The 17361-nt window shown below is 65.9% G+C and carries 15 protein-coding genes; 5 read left to right on the plus strand and 10 right to left on the minus strand.

Annotation, left to right across the window (positions count from 1 at the left end):
• Positions 1 to 74 precede the first annotated feature (74 nt).
• The gene (locus FJ311_12505) at positions 75 to 704 is read left to right on the plus strand and encodes a demethoxyubiquinone hydroxylase family protein (GenBank protein MBM3952261.1); all 630 of its coding nucleotides are present in this window, start codon (positions 75 to 77) and stop codon (positions 702 to 704) included.
• Here FJ311_12505 and FJ311_12510 read toward each other — a convergent pair.
• From FJ311_12510 to FJ311_12520, 3 genes are read right to left on the minus strand one after another with little or no spacing between them, the layout of a single operon-like run.
• On the minus strand, positions 701 to 1567 hold the full coding sequence (locus FJ311_12510; protein ID MBM3952262.1) for an alpha/beta hydrolase: 867 nt from the start codon (positions 1565 to 1567) through the stop codon (positions 701 to 703). The two genes, FJ311_12505 and FJ311_12510, sit on opposite strands and share 4 nt — an antisense overlap.
• The gene (locus FJ311_12515) at positions 1564 to 2436 is read right to left on the minus strand and encodes an RNA methyltransferase (protein ID MBM3952263.1); all 873 of its coding nucleotides are present in this window, start codon (positions 2434 to 2436) and stop codon (positions 1564 to 1566) included. The genes FJ311_12510 and FJ311_12515 overlap by 4 nt, the downstream gene beginning before the upstream one ends.
• The gene (locus FJ311_12520) at positions 2433 to 4037 is read right to left on the minus strand and encodes a citramalate synthase (GenBank protein ID MBM3952264.1); all 1605 of its coding nucleotides are present in this window, start codon (positions 4035 to 4037) and stop codon (positions 2433 to 2435) included. The genes FJ311_12515 and FJ311_12520 overlap by 4 nt, the downstream gene beginning before the upstream one ends.
• Positions 4038 to 4256: 219 nt before the next feature.
• Here FJ311_12520 and FJ311_12525 point away from each other — a divergent pair, with 219 nt between their 5' ends.
• On the plus strand, positions 4257 to 4769 hold the full coding sequence (locus tag FJ311_12525; GenBank protein ID MBM3952265.1) for a hypothetical protein: 513 nt from the start codon (positions 4257 to 4259) through the stop codon (positions 4767 to 4769).
• A gap of 11 nt (positions 4770 to 4780) precedes the next feature.
• On the opposite strand, the gene FJ311_12530 is transcribed toward FJ311_12525, so the two are convergent.
• Genes FJ311_12530 through FJ311_12540 form a run of 3 tightly spaced genes read right to left on the minus strand, consistent with a single transcriptional unit; the run spans position 4781 to position 9178 of the window.
• The gene (locus tag FJ311_12530) at positions 4781 to 6166 is read right to left on the minus strand and encodes a cysteine--tRNA ligase (GenBank protein ID MBM3952266.1); all 1386 of its coding nucleotides are present in this window, start codon (positions 6164 to 6166) and stop codon (positions 4781 to 4783) included.
• Complete coding sequence (locus tag FJ311_12535) at positions 6163 to 7503, minus strand: glutamate--tRNA ligase (GenBank protein MBM3952267.1); 1341 nt, start codon at positions 7501 to 7503, stop codon at positions 6163 to 6165. The genes FJ311_12530 and FJ311_12535 overlap by 4 nt, the downstream gene beginning before the upstream one ends.
• A 13-nt stretch (positions 7504 to 7516) precedes the next feature.
• The gene (locus tag FJ311_12540; GenBank protein MBM3952268.1) at positions 7517 to 9178 is read right to left on the minus strand and encodes an NAD+ synthase; all 1662 of its coding nucleotides are present in this window, start codon (positions 9176 to 9178) and stop codon (positions 7517 to 7519) included.
• A 150-nt stretch (positions 9179 to 9328) separates the two neighbouring features.
• Here FJ311_12540 and FJ311_12545 point away from each other — a divergent pair, with 150 nt between their 5' ends.
• A complete protein-coding gene (locus FJ311_12545; protein MBM3952269.1) occupies positions 9329 to 10300 on the plus strand; it encodes a hypothetical protein in 972 nt (323 codons plus the stop codon).
• A 93-nt stretch (positions 10301 to 10393) separates the two neighbouring features.
• Positions 10394 to 11701, plus strand: a complete 1308-nt coding sequence (locus tag FJ311_12550) for a hypothetical protein (protein MBM3952270.1) — start codon at positions 10394 to 10396, stop codon at positions 11699 to 11701.
• A gap of 57 nt (positions 11702 to 11758) precedes the next feature.
• Here the strand turns inward: FJ311_12550 and FJ311_12555 are convergent, their stop codons facing one another.
• Positions 11759 to 13177, minus strand: coding sequence for a 3-deoxy-7-phosphoheptulonate synthase class II (locus FJ311_12555; GenBank protein MBM3952271.1), 1419 nt, complete (start codon positions 13175 to 13177; stop codon positions 11759 to 11761).
• Positions 13178 to 13307: 130 nt separating this feature from the next.
• On the opposite strand from FJ311_12555, the gene FJ311_12560 reads away from it, so the two are divergent.
• Positions 13308 to 14168, plus strand: coding sequence for a patatin-like phospholipase family protein (locus FJ311_12560; GenBank protein ID MBM3952272.1), 861 nt, complete (start codon positions 13308 to 13310; stop codon positions 14166 to 14168).
• Positions 14169 to 14251: 83 nt separating this feature from the next.
• Here the strand turns inward: FJ311_12560 and gor are convergent, their stop codons facing one another.
• From gor to FJ311_12575, 3 genes are all read right to left on the minus strand, one after another.
• Positions 14252 to 15613, minus strand: a complete 1362-nt coding sequence (gene gor, locus FJ311_12565) for a glutathione-disulfide reductase (GenBank protein MBM3952273.1) — start codon at positions 15611 to 15613, stop codon at positions 14252 to 14254.
• Positions 15614 to 15618: 5 nt separating this feature from the next.
• Complete coding sequence (locus tag FJ311_12570; protein MBM3952274.1) at positions 15619 to 17076, minus strand: NAD-dependent succinate-semialdehyde dehydrogenase; 1458 nt, start codon at positions 17074 to 17076, stop codon at positions 15619 to 15621.
• Between the two features lie 51 nt (positions 17077 to 17127).
• Positions 17128 to 17361 (minus strand): glycosyl transferase family 1 (locus FJ311_12575; protein MBM3952275.1); only part of this gene is annotated, 234 nt, incomplete at its 5' end.

Consider the following 17361-nt stretch of genomic DNA (forward strand, 5'->3'; position numbering starts at 1 on the left):
GTGTCCCTGGGCTTGGCCTCGCTCGCGTTCGGGGCCGCCGCGCGGGCGCGCTGGCCGGAATCCTGAATCCGATCATGAAAACGCGACGCAAAAAGAAAGTCACCCGCCGCCCGGCGCCGCGCGCCCCGATAGGGGCGCACAATTTAACGCGCGCGGGGATTCGCCCGCGCGCGCGCCTTCCCGGCGACATGCCGTTGCCGGCGCTGGTCGAACGCATGATCCGGGTCGATCACGCGGGCGAATTCGGCGCGGTGCGCATTTACGAGGGCCAGCTTCGCGTGCTGGGCCAATCCAAGGCCGGCGCCGTCGTCCGCCGCATGGCCGAACAGGAACGCGCCCACCTGAAATCGTTCGAAAAGCTGATGCTCGCGCGCCGCGCGCGCCCGTCGGCCCTGCTGCCGATCTGGCGCGTCGCCGGCTATGCCCTCGGCGCCGGCACCGCGCTTTTGGGCCCGGAAGCGGCGATGGCCTGCACCGTGGCGGTGGAGGAAGTGATCGACGGCCATTACGCGCGTCAGGTCGAGCAACTCGGCCGCGACGAGCCGGAACTCCGGCGCGCCTTCGCCCGCTTCCGCGCCGAGGAAATCGAGCACCGCGATACCGGGCTCGCCCATGGCGCCGAACGGGCGCCGGGCTATCGCCCGCTGGTCGCCGCGATCAAGGCCGGCGCGCGCGCCGCGATCTGGCTTTCGGAGCGGATTTAGCGCCCCAATTTCTGTAGCTCGACCGCGAGGCGGGCGAGATCGCTCGTACCCTGGCCCAGGTCTTCGACCACGGTCAGATGATTGCGACCGGGAATTTCGAGCAGCCGCACCGGCGTGCCGAGGTCGCGCCAGCGTTCGGCGAAATCGCGGCTTTGGCGCTTGAACTCGTCGCTTTCGAGCGCGCCCCAGGCGAGCGCGAGCGGCGCGCGGCAGACAGGACGCATGTAATAGGGACTGAGGATTTTCGCCGTCTCGAGATCGAGCCGCAAATCGGCGTTCATCGAGGTATGGACCAGGGGCTCGAGGTCGAACACGCCGCTGATCGCGAGCGCGCTCTGAATCGGGCAGCGCGGCAGATCGGAACCCAAATCCTGCCAATGGGTGGCGAGCAGGGAAGCCACCAGATGTCCGCCGGCGGAATGGCCGATCAATTGAATCCGGTAAGGATCGCCGCCGAAGTTTTGCGCGTTGCGCCAGAGCCAGATCACGGCGCGGCGCATTTCGTCGACGATCCCGCCGATGGTGGTCGCCGGGCAGAGGGTGTAGTTGACCAGCGCCACCGCCGCGCCCGCGTCGGTCAGGGCCGAGACTTTGTCGCTGAAATCGTTCTTGTCGAGCGAACGCCAGTAGCCGCCGTGGATGAACATAGCCACCGGCGCGGCGACGCGCTGGGGATGGAAGATGTCCATTTTTTCCATCGGCCCGTCGCCGTAGGGCACGTCGAGACGGGCGAAGGCGCGCTTGCGGACTTCCGCGCTGCGCGACGCCCAGCGCGCGAAAATCAGCGGATGATCCGGAATCGAGGCGCGCGCGTTGTACTGTGCCTCGAGACCCGCGGCGTCGTAATCGCGATAGAGAGTCATGGGCTTTCCTTCTTCCGCCGCTTGCCTCCGGCGCGCGCGGGCGAATCCCCGCGCGATTCAATTAATGCGCGCCTACCGGCGCGCGCCTCTTTGCTTTGCGCCAATCCGGCGACCACGCCGCGCAGCGTGCGCACCTCCTGTTCGGTCAACTGCGCGCGCTGGAAAAGCGCGCGCAGGTTGCGCACCATGATCGGTCGCTTGTGCTTGAGACGCAAGAACCCACAGGCGTCCAGTTCGCGCTCCAGGTGCTCGAAAAAGCCGACCAACTCCTCCTTGGTCGCGGGCCGGGTGCGCGCATTCAAGCGAAGCCGGGATGGCGCCGCGTCCGCGCCGAGGACGAACCACGCGTGCGCGACCGCGAACACCGCCTGCGCGAGGTTGAGCGAGCCGAATGCGGAATTCACCGGCACCGTCAGAATGGCGTCGGCGAGCGCCACATCGTCGTTGGCGAGCCCCTTCGATTCTTTGCCGAAGATCACGCCGGCACGCCCTAAGAAGGGTGCATCTTTTGACGCGCGCGGGGATTCGCCCGCGCGGCCGCCGCCCATAAAGGAGCGCATTTCTTCGGCCGCGCGCGCGGGCGTCACCACCCGAAGCGCTAGGTCGCGATCGCGTACGGTCGCGGCAAAAACGAGACGCAGATCGGCGATGGCGGCTTCGGTCGTCGGAAAAACGCGGGTGGCGGCGATCACCGTATCCGCACCCGAAGCGGTCGCCAGCGCGCGCGCGTGCGGCCAGCGCGGACGCGGCCGCACCAGGCGCAGATCGTCGAGCCCGCAGTTGAGCATGGCGCGCGCCACCATGCCGATGTTTTCCGCCATCTGCGGCTCGACCAGGACGACGGCCGGTCCCAGACCAAGTCGACTCATGTTTTGGCGCGGTCGGCGACGCCGTCGCGCAGCAGCTTGTAAACGATGCTGTCGAAAAGCGCGTTGTAGGAGGCATCGATGATGTTGCCCGACACGCCGACCGTGTCCCACGGTTCGCTCTTGCCGTCGATCGACTCGATCATGACCCGGGTCATGGCGCGGGTGCCGTCGCCGGAATTGAGAATGCGCACTTTGTAATCGACCAGCCTCAAGTCGGCGAGCGTCGGATAGATCGGCAGCAGCACCCGGCGCAATGCCGAATCGAGCGCGTTGACCGGCCCGTTGCCCTCGGCCACCGCCATGTGCTCGCGCCCGGCGGCGTTGAGCTTGACGGTCGCCTCCGACAGCGTGACCAGTTCGCCCTTGGCGTTCCAGCGCCGTTCGTCGATGACGCGAAACGAATTGAGGCGGAAATATTCGGGAACCTGGCCGAGCGCGCGCCGCGCGAGCAGCTCGAAGCTCGCCTCGGCGCCGTCATAGGCGTAACCGTCGAATTCGCGCGCCTTCACGTCCTCCAGCAACTTCGCCACCTGCGGGTCGTTCGGTTCGATCTCGATCCCTAAGTCGCGGAACCGGGCGAGGATGTTGGCGCGCCCCGATTGATCGGAAACGACCACGTGGCGGCGGTTGCCGACCAGCTCGGGGCGGATGTGCTCGTAGGAGCGCGGGTCCTTCTCGACCGCCGATACGTGGAGGCCGCCCTTGTGCGCGAACGCCGATTCGCCGACGTAAGGAGCCCCGCGCGCCGGCGCGCGGTTAAGCCGCTCGTCGAGCACGCGCGAAACGTGGGTCAGGCGCCCGAGCGTCTCCATGGTTACCCCGGTCGCGAATCCCATTTTCAGCATCAAGGTCGGCACGATCGAGGTCAGGTTGGCGTTGCCGCAGCGTTCGCCCAGGCCGTTGAGCGAGCCCTGGACCTGGCGCGCGCCGGCGCGCACCGCGGCGAGGCTGTTGGCGACCGCATTGCCGGTGTCGTCGTGGCAATGGATGCCGAGCTTTTCCCCGGGAATCGCGCGCGCGACCTCGCCGACCACGCGCTCGACCTCGTCGGGCAGCGTGCCGCCGTTGGTGTCGCACAGCACGATCCAGCGCGCGCCCGCGTCGAACGCGGCCTTGGCGCAGGCGAGCGCGTACGCCTTGTTCTCGCGGTAACCGTCGAAGAAGTGCTCGGCGTCGAAGATCGCCTCGCGGCCCTCGGCGACGACGCGCGCGACGCTGTCCCTGATCATGGCGAGGTTCTCGTCGGCGCTCACACCGAGCGCGATATCGACATGGAAGTCCCACGTCTTGCCGACCAGACAGACGGCGCGGGTTTTGGCTTCGAGCAGTGACGCCAGGCCCGGATCGTTGGCCGCCGAACGCCCCGTCCGTCGCGTCATGCCGAACGCGGCCAGCGTCGAATGGCGCAGTTGCGGCGGCGCGCGGAAGAACGCGTCGTCTGTCGGGTTGGCGCCCGGCCAGCCGCCCTCGATGTAGTCGATGCCGAGCTGGTCGAGTTCGCGCGCGATCGCCGCCTTGTCGGCGGGCGTGAAATCGACTCCCTGGGTCTGCGCCCCGTCGCGGAGCGTGGAGTCGTATATGTAGACGCGCTTATCGGTCATCGTGCCCGTCACTCATTGCCTGCGGCGCCACTCTCGTGTCGCACTCCGAAACGATCCCGGAAAGTGGCCCGGAAAGTGGCCCGGAAAGTGGCCCGGAAAGTGGGGAGAATGCCGAATTTGTCCCGCCCGCTCAAGCGCGCCGAAGTCTTGGCCAAAGCGCGCTCCGAAGGATATTCTTCGCGATATTCGCCACGGAATCACGGCCATACCGCGTTCACGATGTCCGCCGCCCCGACCGCCACCATCGAGCCCGACGGCCCCGAGACCGAGGCGCTGCGCCAGCGCGCACATGGCAGCAATGTCAACGAGCAGACCCTGCTCGCCACCGACTACCTCAACCACTTCAACGAAGTAGTGATGCTGCTGGAAATGCTGCCCGACATGCCGGAAATGATCGACGAAGTGAAGGCATGGCAGCCGAAATCCTACCAGGACCACTTCCGCGCCAGCACCATCGCCGACCGCGAACTCGCCGTCGAAGCCTACGATCATGTGCCGAAGCGCTACCGCGAACCGTTCGACACCACCGTCGACCAGATCAACCGCCTGATCGCCACCAGCATCCAGCGGCTCGAGGCCGACGTCGGCCGCGGCGAGCCCGAATTGCTGCGCGCCAACGCCAAGGCGCTGTCGCAGATCATCCAGCGCCTGATGGACGTCGCCGGCGGCATCATCCACGGCAGCGAAAAAACGATGCACCAGGACGAAATCGATTCGATGATCGGGAAGTAAGCGCTAACTTTTCACGCGCGCCGCCACGTCGTTCCCTTAGGTCCGTCCTCCAGCACCACGCCCTTCTCCAGCAACTCTTTCCGGATCGCGTCGGCGCCGGCGAAATCGCGCGCTTTGCGCGCCGCTGCGCGCCGTTCGATCAGGCTTTCGATCTCGGCGTCGGCGAGATCCGCGGCCGCCGGCCGCCAATGGCGCCATTCATCCGGGTCTTGTTGTATGATCCCCAATAATTTTCCTGCGGCAACAAGTCCGCTCGCCAGTTCCGACTTCCGTCTTGGATCGGCGGTGTTATTCAGGTCGCTAGTAATGTCATGGAGCCTTCCAATCGCCGCAGGCGTGTTCAAATCGTCGCATAATTCTATGACAACTTCTTCCGGTGGGGCGACATCGCTTAATTCAACATCTTGCTTTGCTATACGTAGCGCTGTGTAAAACCGATCAAGAGTGTATTTCGCCTGTCTTACGCCTTCACGGGTAAAGTCGAGCGGCTGGCGGTAATGGGTCGCGAGCAGCGCGAGGCGGAGCGCTTCGCCCGAATATTCCTTCAACAGGTCGTGGACGACGAGAAAGTTGCCGAGGCTCTTCGACATCTTCTCCCCTTCCACCATGAGAAAGCCGTTGTGCATCCAGACGCGCGCGAAGGTGCCCTGGCCGTTGGCGCAGGTGCTTTGCGCGATCTCGTTTTCGTGGTGGGGAAAGATCAAATCGGCGCCGCCGCCGTGGATGTCGAAAGAGACGCCGAGATACGCTTGGCTCATGGCCGAGCATTCGATGTGCCAGCCGGGCCGTCCCCGGCCCCAGGGGCTGTCCCAGCCCGGCGTGTCGGCGTCGGACGGCTTCCACAACACGAAATCGGCCGGGTCCTTCTTGTAGGGCGCCACCTCGACGCGCGCGCCCGCGATCATCTCGTCCCGGTCGCGGCGCGAGAGGCGGCCATAGTCCGCGCAGGTCGGTACGCCGAACAGCACGTGGCCGTCGGCGACGTAGGCGTAGCCTTTGGCAATTAGGGTTTCGATCATCGCTATCATTTGCGCGATGTGTTCGGTCGCGCGCGGCTCGAGGGTGGGATCAAGCGCGTTCAGCGCCGCCATGTCCTCGCGATAGGCCTTGGCGGTGCGCTCGGTGATGGCCCGGATCGGCTCGCCGGTCGCCTTGGCCGCCGCGTTGATCTTGTCGTCCACGTCGGTGATGTTGCGCACGTAGACGACGCCGTCCTCGCCGTAGAGGCGCCTGAGCAGCCGGAACAGCACGTCGAACACCACCACGGGGCGCGCGTTGCCGATATGGGCGTAGTCGTAGACAGTCGGGCCGCACACGTACATGCGCACGCGCTTCGGGTCCAAGGGCTGGAACGGCTCCTTGGCGCGCGAGAGGGTGTTGTAGAGAACGAGGCTCATGACGCGAGGCGCCTTTCGGCGCGGGTCCGGCCGATCAACGGCAACAGCACCTTCATCTCCGGCCCGTGCTCCTGGCCGGTGAGCGCGCGTCGGAGCGGACGAAAGAGTTGTGGTCCCTTGCGCCCGGTCGCCTCGCCGACCGAACGGCTCCAAGCGCCCCAGGTGGTGTCATCCCAGGGCTCCGACGGCAAGACGCCGAGGGCGGCGCGCAGAAAATCGCGCTCGGCCGCGTCGGCGGGCGGAGACGTTTCGCCAAAGCAGGCGTCGTGCCACACCTTCACCTCATCGAACTTGGCGAGATTGCCGCGCACCGCGAGCCAGAAACGCTCGTCGGCCTGGGCGAGGCCGAGGGCGGCCAGCCTCGGCGCGGCTTCCGCGAACGGGAGCGCATGCACCACCTTGGCGTTGAGGCGGTTGAGATCCTCCGGATCGAAGCGCGGGCTTGCCCGTCCGAAGCGGCCGATATCGAAGTCGCGCGCGAGGTCGGCGAGGCTCGCGGCGGGCGCGACCGCATCCCCGGTGCCGAGGCGCGCGAGCAGGCTCGCGATCGCCGTCGGCTCGATCCCCGCCTCGCGCAACGATTGCAGGCTGAGACCCCCAAGGCGCTTGGAGAGGTTGGCGCCCCGCGCGTCCGTCAGCAGCGGCAGGTGCGCGAACCCGGGCACGGGTGCCCCCAACGCCTCGAACATCTGAATCTGAACGGCGGTATTGGCGACGTGGTCCTCGCCCCGGATCACGTGGCTGATGCGCATGGCCGCGTCGTCCACCACCGAGGGCAGCATGTAGAGGAACGCGCCGTCCTCGCGCAGTACCACCGGGTCGGACATGTGCCGGCCCTCGAAACGCTGCGGCCCGCGCACCGCGTCGTCCCAGGCGACATCTTGGTCTTCGAGCTTGAAGCGCCAGTGGGGTTTGCGGCCCTCGGCGATCAGTTTGTCGCGCTCGGCGGCGGTCAAGTTGAGCGCGGCGCGGTCGTAGATCGGCGGGCGGCCGGCGCTCTGCGCCTTCTTGCGTTTTAGTTCCAACTCGGCCGCGCTTTCGAAGCACGCGTAGGCGCGTCCCGATTCTTTCAGCTGCTCGAGCGCGGCGCGGTAATCGGCCAGCCGCTCCGACTGGCGGACGCGCTCGTCCCACGTCACGCCAAGCCAGGCGAGGTCGCGCTCGATCGCGGATGCGAACTTTTCCTCCGATCGCTCGGCGTCGGTATCGTCGAGGCGGAGCACGAACGATCCCCCGCCCGCTTGCACGAACAGCCAGTTGATCAGCGCGACGCGGGCGTTGCCGACATGCAACAGCCCGGTCGGGCTCGGCGCGAAACGGACGCGAATCTCGCTCATCGGGCGGCGCCCATCACGCGCGATCCGTGAAGCCGTTAACGATCGGATAGCGCCGGTCGCGGCCGAACGCGCGCGAGGTGATCTTGACCCCGGGCGACGCCTGGCGGCGCTTGTATTCGGCGCGATCGAGCATGCGCCAGACCCGGCGCACGGTCGCCTCGTCGAACCCTTCGGCCGCCGTGTCGCGCACGCCGCGCTCGCGCTCGATCAGGGATTCGAGAATCCCGTCGAGAACCTCGTAGGGCGGCAGCGTATCCTGGTCGGTCTGGTTCGGCTTCAATTCCGCCGTCGGCGCCTTGGTCAGCACCCGTTCCGGGATCACTTCGCCGACCGGACCCTTGGCGCCGTCGGGGCGGTTGCTATTCCGCCACCGCGCGAGCCGGTAGACGGTCGTCTTGTAGACGTCTTTCAGCACCGAGAAGCCGCCGCACATGTCGCCGTAGAGGGTGGCGTAGCCGACCGACAGTTCGGACTTGTTGCCGGTCGAGAGCACCATGTAGTCGAACTTGTTGGAGAGCGCCATCAAGGTCACGCCGCGCGCGCGCGCCTGGATGTTTTCTTCCGCCGTGCCGGGCGGGTGCTGGACGAACATCTCGCGCAGCATCGCGTCGAACGCGTCCATCGCCGGCACGATCGAAACGACGTCGAGCCGGCAGCCGAGCCGGGCCGCGACCGCACTCGCGTCCTCGCGGCTTTCCTTGGAGGTGTACGGCGACGGCATCATCACGCAATGGACCCGGTCGGCGCCGAGCGCGTCCACCGCCAGAACCGCCGCGAGCGCGCTGTCGACGCCGCCGGAAAGACCGATCAGCACGCCGGGAAAGATGTTCTTGTCGACGTAGTCGCCGAGTCCGGTCGCGAGCGCGGCGTAAATGTCGGCGAGCGGGTCGGCTTCGGGCGCGATTTCGCCCGGCTCGCCCGCCCATCCCTTCGCCGTCTTCCGCCAGCGGGTGACGAGCAGGTGCTCGCGCCACGACGGCGCGCGGGCGAGCGGTTTTCCGTCCGCGCCGAGCGCGAAGGAAGCGCCGTCGAACACCAACTCGTCCTGGCCGCCGACTAGGTTGACGTAGGCGAGCGGCAATCCGGTTTCCTGGCCGCGCGCGCGCGCGTGGACGAGGCGCGTCCCCGGCTTGTCCGTTTCGTAAGGTGAGCCGTTGAGAACGACCAGAATGTCCGCGCCTCTTTCGCGCAGCGCGCCGGCAACGGCCGGAAACCACATGTCCTCGCAGACCATGAGACCGAGGTTCATCCCCCGGAACGGAACCGGCTCCGGCATGTCCCCGGCGGCGAACAGGCGCTTTTCGTCGAACACGCCGTAGTTGGGGATTTCGCGCTTGCGGACGACGTGGACGATCCGCCCGCCGGCCAGCAGCAGAGCGGTATTGAAGAGCCGGCCGCCTTCGCGCCACGGCGCGCCGACGACGATCGCCGGGCCGCCGTCGGCGGTCTCGCGGGCGAGTTCCGCGACCGCGCCCTCGACCGCCTCGAGGAACGAGCGCTTCAGCACCAAATCCTCGGGCGGATAGCCGGCGACGACCAGCTCGCCAAAGACGACCAGGTCGGCGCCCGCGACGCGTCCCTGGTCGCGCGCGGCGCGAATCCGGTCGGCGTTTCCCCCGATGTCGCCGACGGTCGGATTGGTCTGGGCGAGCGCAAGAACAAGTGAGTCGGGCATGGCGCCGGGGGCTTCGGTTATGGGCCTGAAAAACCGCTAAAATCCACGGGGAACCTATGCGCCGGGTCGGAACGCTGTCAACGAAGGTTGTGCGCCCCGACGGGGCCGGTAGAAAACGCTGGGATACGCGGTTATTGTCGGCGACGCCCCATGGCCAAGCTCAAGGTGACCCTGAAAGCGCTCGGCAGGCTGGTCGCGTCCGCCCCCGGCGGCGCACGCCGCCAAAACGACATAGCCGGCGCGCGCCGCCAAAACGACAAGGCCGCGGCCGGGCGCCCTCATAAAAGCGCGCCTACCGGCGCGACGCGCGCGCATAAAGCCGCGCTCCGGGCCGCCCGGAGACCCCCACACGACCTCTCGACCCCCGGCGGCCAGGGCCACGCGCTCGCGGAAACGGTGGTGATGGGGATCTTCGACCGCTTGCGCCAGGAGGCGCGCGCGCTGGACGGCCGGCTTACTCTTACCGACCTCGATCGCCTGGCCGACGATTTCCACGACAAGTCGGCGGCCCTGCGCCAGGCGTTCGAGATGACCTTCGAGGCCTACGCCCGCGCGCGCGAGCGTTCCAAGTTCGCCCAGAACCGCCAATACCCCTTCAACCGGCTGCTGGTGCGGCGTTTCGAGCATCTGCTCGCGCGCGGGAAAGGCCCCGGGATTCAGCGCCGGGTGCTGCCCGGTTTTTTCATGGCGGTCGAGATGATGCTCGGGCCCCAGATCCTCGACGCCTACCAGGAACATTGCCGCGCCATCGTCGAGCGCATCAGCGGAGCCCAGGGCGGCAAGTTCGCCTGGACCGATCTCTACGCCGACGCGGAAGCGGCGACGCTCGCCTTCGACGCGCTCGTCGCCATGGCCGCGTATTTCGCCGACTTCGACAAGCGCGCGCGCTGGTTTCTGACCATCGTCAACGGGAATCTCGGCCCGGCGCCCGCCAACGCCACCTACGAACAATCCAATTGGCAACTGGGCGATGCCGCGTTCAAGAACTTGCTCGCCGCGCTTTTTTCGCAACTCAAGGATCCGGTCGCCAGCGCGGCCGCGCGCACCGACTTCACCCAGCGTTACGGGGTCGAGAAATGCCGCGCCGTCGCCGACGCCATGGCGCGGATTCACGGATCCTGAGGCGGGCGGAAGAGAAAACGACGTTTGGGGCGACAAGGGGGCGGTCGGACCGGTGACCTGATTTTGGCTGTCTACGAAAAGGCGAGGACGAGGATGTTCGCGGTTCTTCGTTGGACGATTGTCGCTTCGTTCGTCTCCGCGCTCGGCGCTGGCGCATTCGCCGCGACGGTCGCCGCCGGGGATACGTCGCCCCCCGTCGACACGGCCGGCGAACCCAAGCCCCGCTGGAAAATCATCGAACTCGATTCCCGCTATATCCCCCGTGATACGCCGTTTTATTGGATCGACAACGAACGGGTTCTGTTCAGCGCTTTTCTGCTCGAGAAGCCGATAGAGGATCGCATCGAGTTCGTTAAAGCTTTCGAGAAAAATTCCCCAAGACAACTCTATCTTTGGGATATCCAAGGTCGAGTAACCGCCATCGCACAGCACGCGGGGGATTACTGCTACGGCGGTGGCCGGGTTATTTGGACCGTCGATAGTGATGAAGGCTTCTTCATTCGCGACATCTGGGATTTTCTGACTGGAAAATTGCCGGACTTCAATACGCACCTACAGGCGTTGCGTGTCGGCGGGTCGATCTATGGTCCACGCATTTTTTCGGGACATGGAAAAGTTATCAATGGAAAGCTTGTCGAGGAAGGTAAAGAGAGTCACCGAGGGGTTAACAGCCCCAAGATTCGATTTGATGAATTGACATGCAAGCAGGTTCGACGGCCGTTCCGTATCTCGTCGCCTCTGTGGCTGCCGCTGCGCTCCGAGGATGGATTTATCGAGGTTGATGTCTCTCGGTCTAAGCAAATGGTGTGGCACAGACCGGGTTCGAAGGACGGCGTATTGCTACCGATCCATTCGCGAGTCGATTATATGTCGCCTTTTACTGTCCAATATTACCAACATCGGGGCGCATATTTCATCTGGCATCCATCGGACTTCTGGTCCAAGGATCCATATGTTCAAAGAGAAGATGATTGCTTATTTGCTTGGTGGTTTTATCCCGATGGTCGAACGGAGCGTGTCTGTATTCCTTTTGGGCCGTGGTCAAAGGGAGGGGAAAAGAGCCGCGGAGCATATGTTCTTCCGTTACGCGATGGACTGTTGATCATCCACCGTCGCGCAGATGAACCTGACGGGCCTGGGGGAGGGTATTATTTATCTCACGGAACACAGTGGCGCGTATTCGAAAATTTCACATTTTATCCGCGCGCAAGTTATTCAATGCACACAATCGAGAATTATCCCGACTTTCATCTTACACGTGGGACAAGCGTGTCTCCAGATGGATGCAAAGTCGTGGTTGCATATGCTGAGACGTATATGGACGGAAAACAGTGTCAAAATTTTGGAGGGTCATCGAAATGCAAGGCGATGATCATCGATTTTTGTGCAGAGCGGAAGTGAAGCGGAAATGCGCCCGGCAGCGACCAAGAACGGGGTTGGGGCGTACCCTGTCGCCGCCTATTTAGCGGCGACGGCTTGGCGCGCGCCCGTTGTGCGTTCCTGCTTCAAGGCTTCGGCGATGACGAACGCGAGTTCGAGCGCCTGCTGGGCGTTGAGGCGCGGATCGCAATGGGTGTGATAGCGATCGGACAAATTCGCCTCGGTGATCGCCTGGGCGCCGCCGACGCACTCGGTCACGTCCTGGCCGGTCATCTCGAAATGGATTCCGCCGGCGTGGGTGCCCTCGGCGCGGTGCACGGCGAAAAAGCCGCCGACCTCGGCCAGAATCCGATCGACGTGGCGGGTCTTGTAGCCGTTCGCGCTTTTGACCGTGTTGCCGTGCATCGGATCGCACACCCAGACGACGCGGCGCCCTTCGCGCTTGGCGGCGCGCAAGAGCGGCGGCAGGGCGCGTTCGACCTTGTCGGCGCCCATGCGCGCGATGACCGTGAGCCGGCCCGGCTCGTTCGCCGGATCGAGCGCCTCCATCAGGCGCAGCATGTCGTCGGGACTCAACGTCGGCCCGGCCTTGAAGGCGACCGGATTTTTCACCCCGCGCAGGAATTCGACGTGCGCGCCGTCGAGCCGGCGGGTGCGATCGCCGACCCACAGGAGATGCGCCGAAGTATCGTACCAGTCGCCGCTGGTCGAATCGACGCGGGTCATGGCTTCCTCGAAATTGAGGAACAGCGCTTCGTGCGAGGTGTAGAATTCGGTCTCGCGCAGTTGCGGCGTCGTTTCCGACGTCATGCCGCACGCGGCCATGAAGGCGAGCGTTTCGTCGATGCGGGAAGCCAGATCGCGGTAGCGCGCGCCTTCGGCGCTGTCGGCGACGAAGCCCAGGTTCCACTGGTGGACCTTGTGCAGGTCGGCGTAGCCGCCTTGCGCGAACGCGCGCAGCAGATTGAGCGTCGCCGCCGACTGGTTGTAGGCCTGGATCATGCGCTTGGGGTCCGGAACGCGGGCTTCGCGCGTGAATTCCATGCCGTTGACCATGTCGCCGCGATAGGCGGGCAGCGTCACGCCGTCTATGGTCTCGGTCGGCGCCGAGCGCGGCTTGGCGAACTGCCCGGCCAGGCGGCCGACCTTGACCACCGGGCAGGCCGCGCCGAACGTCAGCACGACCGCCATCTGCAACAGCACGCGGAAGGTGTCGCGGATGTTGTTGGGGTGGAATTCGGCGAAGCTTTCGGCGCAGTCGCCGCCCTGGAGCAGGAACGCCCGCCCCGCCTCGACGTTGGCGAGCCGGGCTTTCAGGTTGCGCGCCTCGCCGGCGAAGACGAGCGGCGGGTAGCGCCTGAGCTCGGTCTCGGCCGCTTTCAGCGCCGCCGCGTCCGGGTATTCCGGCGCCTGCTCGATCGGGCGCGCGCGCCACGAATCCGGCTTCCACTCGCTCGCGGTCAGCTTGCCGCTCGTGTTCCGGGTTGATTTGGTCATCTTTTTCGGCCTTTCAGGGGGGCTATATACCCCCCCGGGGACCGAGACGCCACCCCTCCCCCCGCCCGGTCCCGCATCCGGGAGCATCCCGCATGGTAAACGGCCGGCGATTGGCTTATGTAAGGCCCCCATGATCCGCATCAATCTTGCCCTCGGCGGCGGCGGCGCGCGCGGCCTCGCCCACATCGCCATGCTCGAGGCGTTCGACGAGCTCGGCCTCAAACCCCATCGCCTCGCCGGCACCAGCATCGGCGCGGTGGTCGCGGCGCTTTACGCCTCGGGCATTCCGGCCGCCGACATCCGCGCCGACGTCGAGCGGCTGATCGGCCTCGGACCGCGCCGCTTCAAGGACATGTTCGGGAAGGACGAACTCGCGCACTGGTTCAGGTTCGTCGATCTCGAATTCCGGCGCGGCGGATTGTTTCGCGGCAAGCGATTCCAGGCGTTCCTGCGCCATCGCATGCCGGCACGCGATTTCGCGCACCTCAAGATTCCGCTCAAGATCGTCGCCACCGATTTCCACAGCTGGCAGCCGGTGGTGTTCGATTCCGGCGATCTCGCGCTCGCGGTTAAGGCGAGCATGTCGGTGCCGGGCGTGTTCGCGCCGGTGCGCCTCGACGGCCACCTCCTGATCGACGGCGGCGCGGTCGATCCGCTGCCCTACGACCTGTGGCGCGACGAATGCGACATCACCATCGCGATCGAGGCGGCGCCAATGCGCGCGCGCGATCCGCGCAAGAGCCCGCGCATGCTGGATGCCGTTTTCACCACCATCCAGATCATGCAGCGCTCGATCGTCGCCGAAAAGATGAAGCGCAACCCGCCCGATCTCCTGATCCGCCCGAAGATCGCGGGCGTGCGCCTAATGGACTTCCACAAGGCGGAGCATATCTTCGCCGAGGCCGAAACGGAAAAGCAGCGCCTGAAATGCGAGTTGATGCGGCTGATGGAGAGTGCCGGAGCGCGCCATCACGGCCACGCGGCGGAGTGACGGCAACCATTTTCGCCGTCACCCCCGCAGCGGGGGTCCAGAAACAAGCTGGATGCCCGCTTTCGCGGGCATGACACCAAAGATCACTTCCGTTTTTCGCGCATGGTGACGAACTCTTCGGCCGCGGTCGGATGAATGCCGACGGTGGCGTCGAAGTCGCGCTTGGTCGCGCCGCACTTGAGCGCGACGGCGAAGCCCTGCGCGATCTCGGGCGCGTCGGCCCCGACCATGTGCAGGCCGAGCACGCGCTCGCTCGCCCGATCGACCACCAGCTTCATAAATGTCCGTTCGGCTCCCCCGGCCAACGTGTGTTTCAACGGCTTGAACGACGACGTATAGATATCTATCGCGCCCCGCTTGGCGGCTTCGCTTTCCGTCAAGCCGACGGTGCCGACGGGCGGATTGGAAAACACCGCTGTCGGCACGTATTGATAGTCCATCGCCGTCGGGCAGTTCTCGAACAAGGTGCGCACCAGCGCCATCGCTTCGGCCAGCGCCACCGGCGTCAGGTTCATGCGGTCGGTCACGTCGCCGACGGCGAAGATGCCAGCAACCGACGTGCGCGAATAGGCGTCGACCTCAATCGCGCCTTTGGAGGTCAGTTTCACGCCCGCCTCGGCCAAGCCTAGTCTCTCGGTGTTGGGCGCGCGGCCCGTCGCATACAGCACGGCGTCGCACGCGAGGATTTCGCCACCCTTGAGCCGAAGCGCGAGGCCGGCGGCCGTCCTGGTGATGGATTCGACGACACTGGCGCTGCGGATCGCGATGCCCTTGGCGGTCATGGCGGCGGAAAGCGCCGCGCGCACGTCGTCGTCAAAGCCGCGCAATATTTGATCGGCGCGGATGATCACTGTCACCTCGGAGCCGAAGGCGCGGAAAATGCCGGCGAACTCGACCGCGATGTAGCCGCCGCCGACCACCACGACGCGGCCCGGGCGCTGCGGCAAGTCGAGCGCCTCGTCGGACGTGATGGCGTGCTCGATCCCGGGAATGGCGGGCAGTGACGGACGACCGCCGGTCGCGACCAGGGTGTGGCGCGCGGTCATGGCTCTCGTTTTTCCATCCGGCCCCGCGACTTCGACCCGGTCGGGCCCCTTGAGGCGGGCCGTGGCCTCGATGAGTTCGACCTTGTTGTCGGCCAAAATTTTCCGATAGACGCCTTCCAGCCGGTCGAGTTCGCGGTTCTTGGCGGCGATCAGGGCAGACCAGTCGTGAACGGCTTCGCCCACCGTCCAGCCGAAGCCCTTGGCGTCCTCGAAATCCTCGGCGTAATGGGCGCCCAGCACCAGGAGCTTCTTCGGGATGCAGCCGCGCATGACGCAGGTGCCGCCGACGCGGCGGTTCTCGGCGATGGCCACCTTGGCGCCCGCGCGCGCGGCCATGCGCGCCGCGCGCACGCCGCCCGATCCGGCGCCGAGCACGAACAGGTCGACATCGAAGCTCATCGCGCTCAGCGGTAGATCGAGCCGACGCAGACGTACTTGATCTCGACGAAGTCCTGGATGCCGTATTTCGACCCTTCGCGGCCGATGCCCGATTCCTTGACGCCGCCGAAAGGCGCCGCGTCCGTGGCGATCACCCCGTCGTTGACGCCGACCAGGCCGTATTCGAGGCCTTCGCTCATCCGCCACATGCGGTTGAGATCGCGGCTGTAGAAATAGGCGGCGAGTCCATAAGGAGTATCGTTGGCGAGCCGGATCGCTTCCTCCTCGGTCTTGAAACGATAAAGGGGCGCGACCGGCCCGAAGATTTCCTCGTTGAAGATGTCCATCGCGGGCGTCACGTCGGTGAGCACGGTCGGCTCGTAGAACGTACCGCCGAGGGCGTGGCGTCGGCCTCCGACGGCGACGCGGGCGCCTTTTTGCTTGGCGTCGGCGACCAGGCGTTCGACCTTGGCGAGCGCGTCCCGGTTGATGAGCGGGCCCTGCTGGGTTTCGCCCTTGAGGCCGTCGCCCACTTTGAGGCCGGAAGCCGCCTGGGCGAGGCGCGAGACGAATTCGTCGTAGACGCCTTCCTGCACCAGGATGCGGTTGGCGCAGACGCAGGTCTGGCCGGTGTTGCGGTACTTGGAGGCGAGCGCGCCCTGGACCGCGATTTCCATGTCGGCGTCGTCGAAAACGATGAAGGGCGCGTTGCCGCCGAGCTCCATGGAAATCTTCTTCACCGTGCCGGCGCTCTGGCGCATGAGCAGCTTGCCGACCTCGGTCGAGCCGGTGAACGAAATCTTGCGCACCAGTCCGTTCGAGGTCATCTCGGCGCCGATCTCCTCCGGCACGCCGGTCAGCACGTTGACGGTGCCCTTGGGAAACCCGGCGCGGTCGGCGAGTTCGGCCAAGGCGAGCGCCGAATAGGGCGTGTCCTCGGCCGGCTTGATCACCACCGTGCAGCCCGCCGCCAGCGCGGGCGCGCATTTCCGTGTGATCATGGCGGTCGGGAAATTCCAGGGCGTGATGGCGCAAACCACGCCGACCGGCTGCTTCAAGACCAAAAGACGTTTATCCGGCGCGTGCGCGGGGATGGTGTCGCCGTAGATGCGCTTGCCTTCTTCGGCGAACCATTCGACGAACGAGGCGCCGTAGACGATTTCGCCGCGCGCCTCGGCCAGCGGCTTGCCCTGCTCGGCGGTCATCAGGCGGGCCAAGTCCTCCCTGTGTTCGAGGATCAGGTCGTTCCACTTGCGCAGAATCCCGGCGCGGTCCTTGGCGGTGCGCTTGGCCCATTCCGGCCCCGCCTTGGCGGCGGCTTGGATGGCGCGCTTGGTCTCGGCGCCGCCCATCTTCGGCACGTGGCCGAGCTTTTCGCCGCTCGCCGGGTTGAAAACGTCGAAGGTGGCCTTGGTATCGGCATCGACCCAGGCGCCGTCGACGTAGGCTTGGTGGCGGAACAGGCGGGAATCGGCAAGCTGCATGGAAAATCTCCTGTAACGAGGGCGGGATGATAGCAACCGCGAACCGGGCCGTCAGCCGCCCGATTGGACCGCCCGGATGAGGAAATCCTCGAGTCCGCGCACGCATGTTTCGTCGTTGTAGAGCTTGTGGCGGTTGGCGGCGGTCTTGGCGCGCACCCGGGCGCGGAATTCGGGCTCGCGCCCGAGGCGGATGGCGATGGCGATGTAGTCGTCCACGTCCTTGGCGACGGTGTCCTCGACGCCGATCATGCGCAGCATCCCATAACTCACCCGCCCGCGCATGAA

It is taken from the genome of Rhodospirillales bacterium (assembly GCA_016872535.1).
Classification (GTDB): Bacteria; Pseudomonadota; Alphaproteobacteria; order Rhodospirillales; family 2-12-FULL-67-15; genus 2-12-FULL-67-15.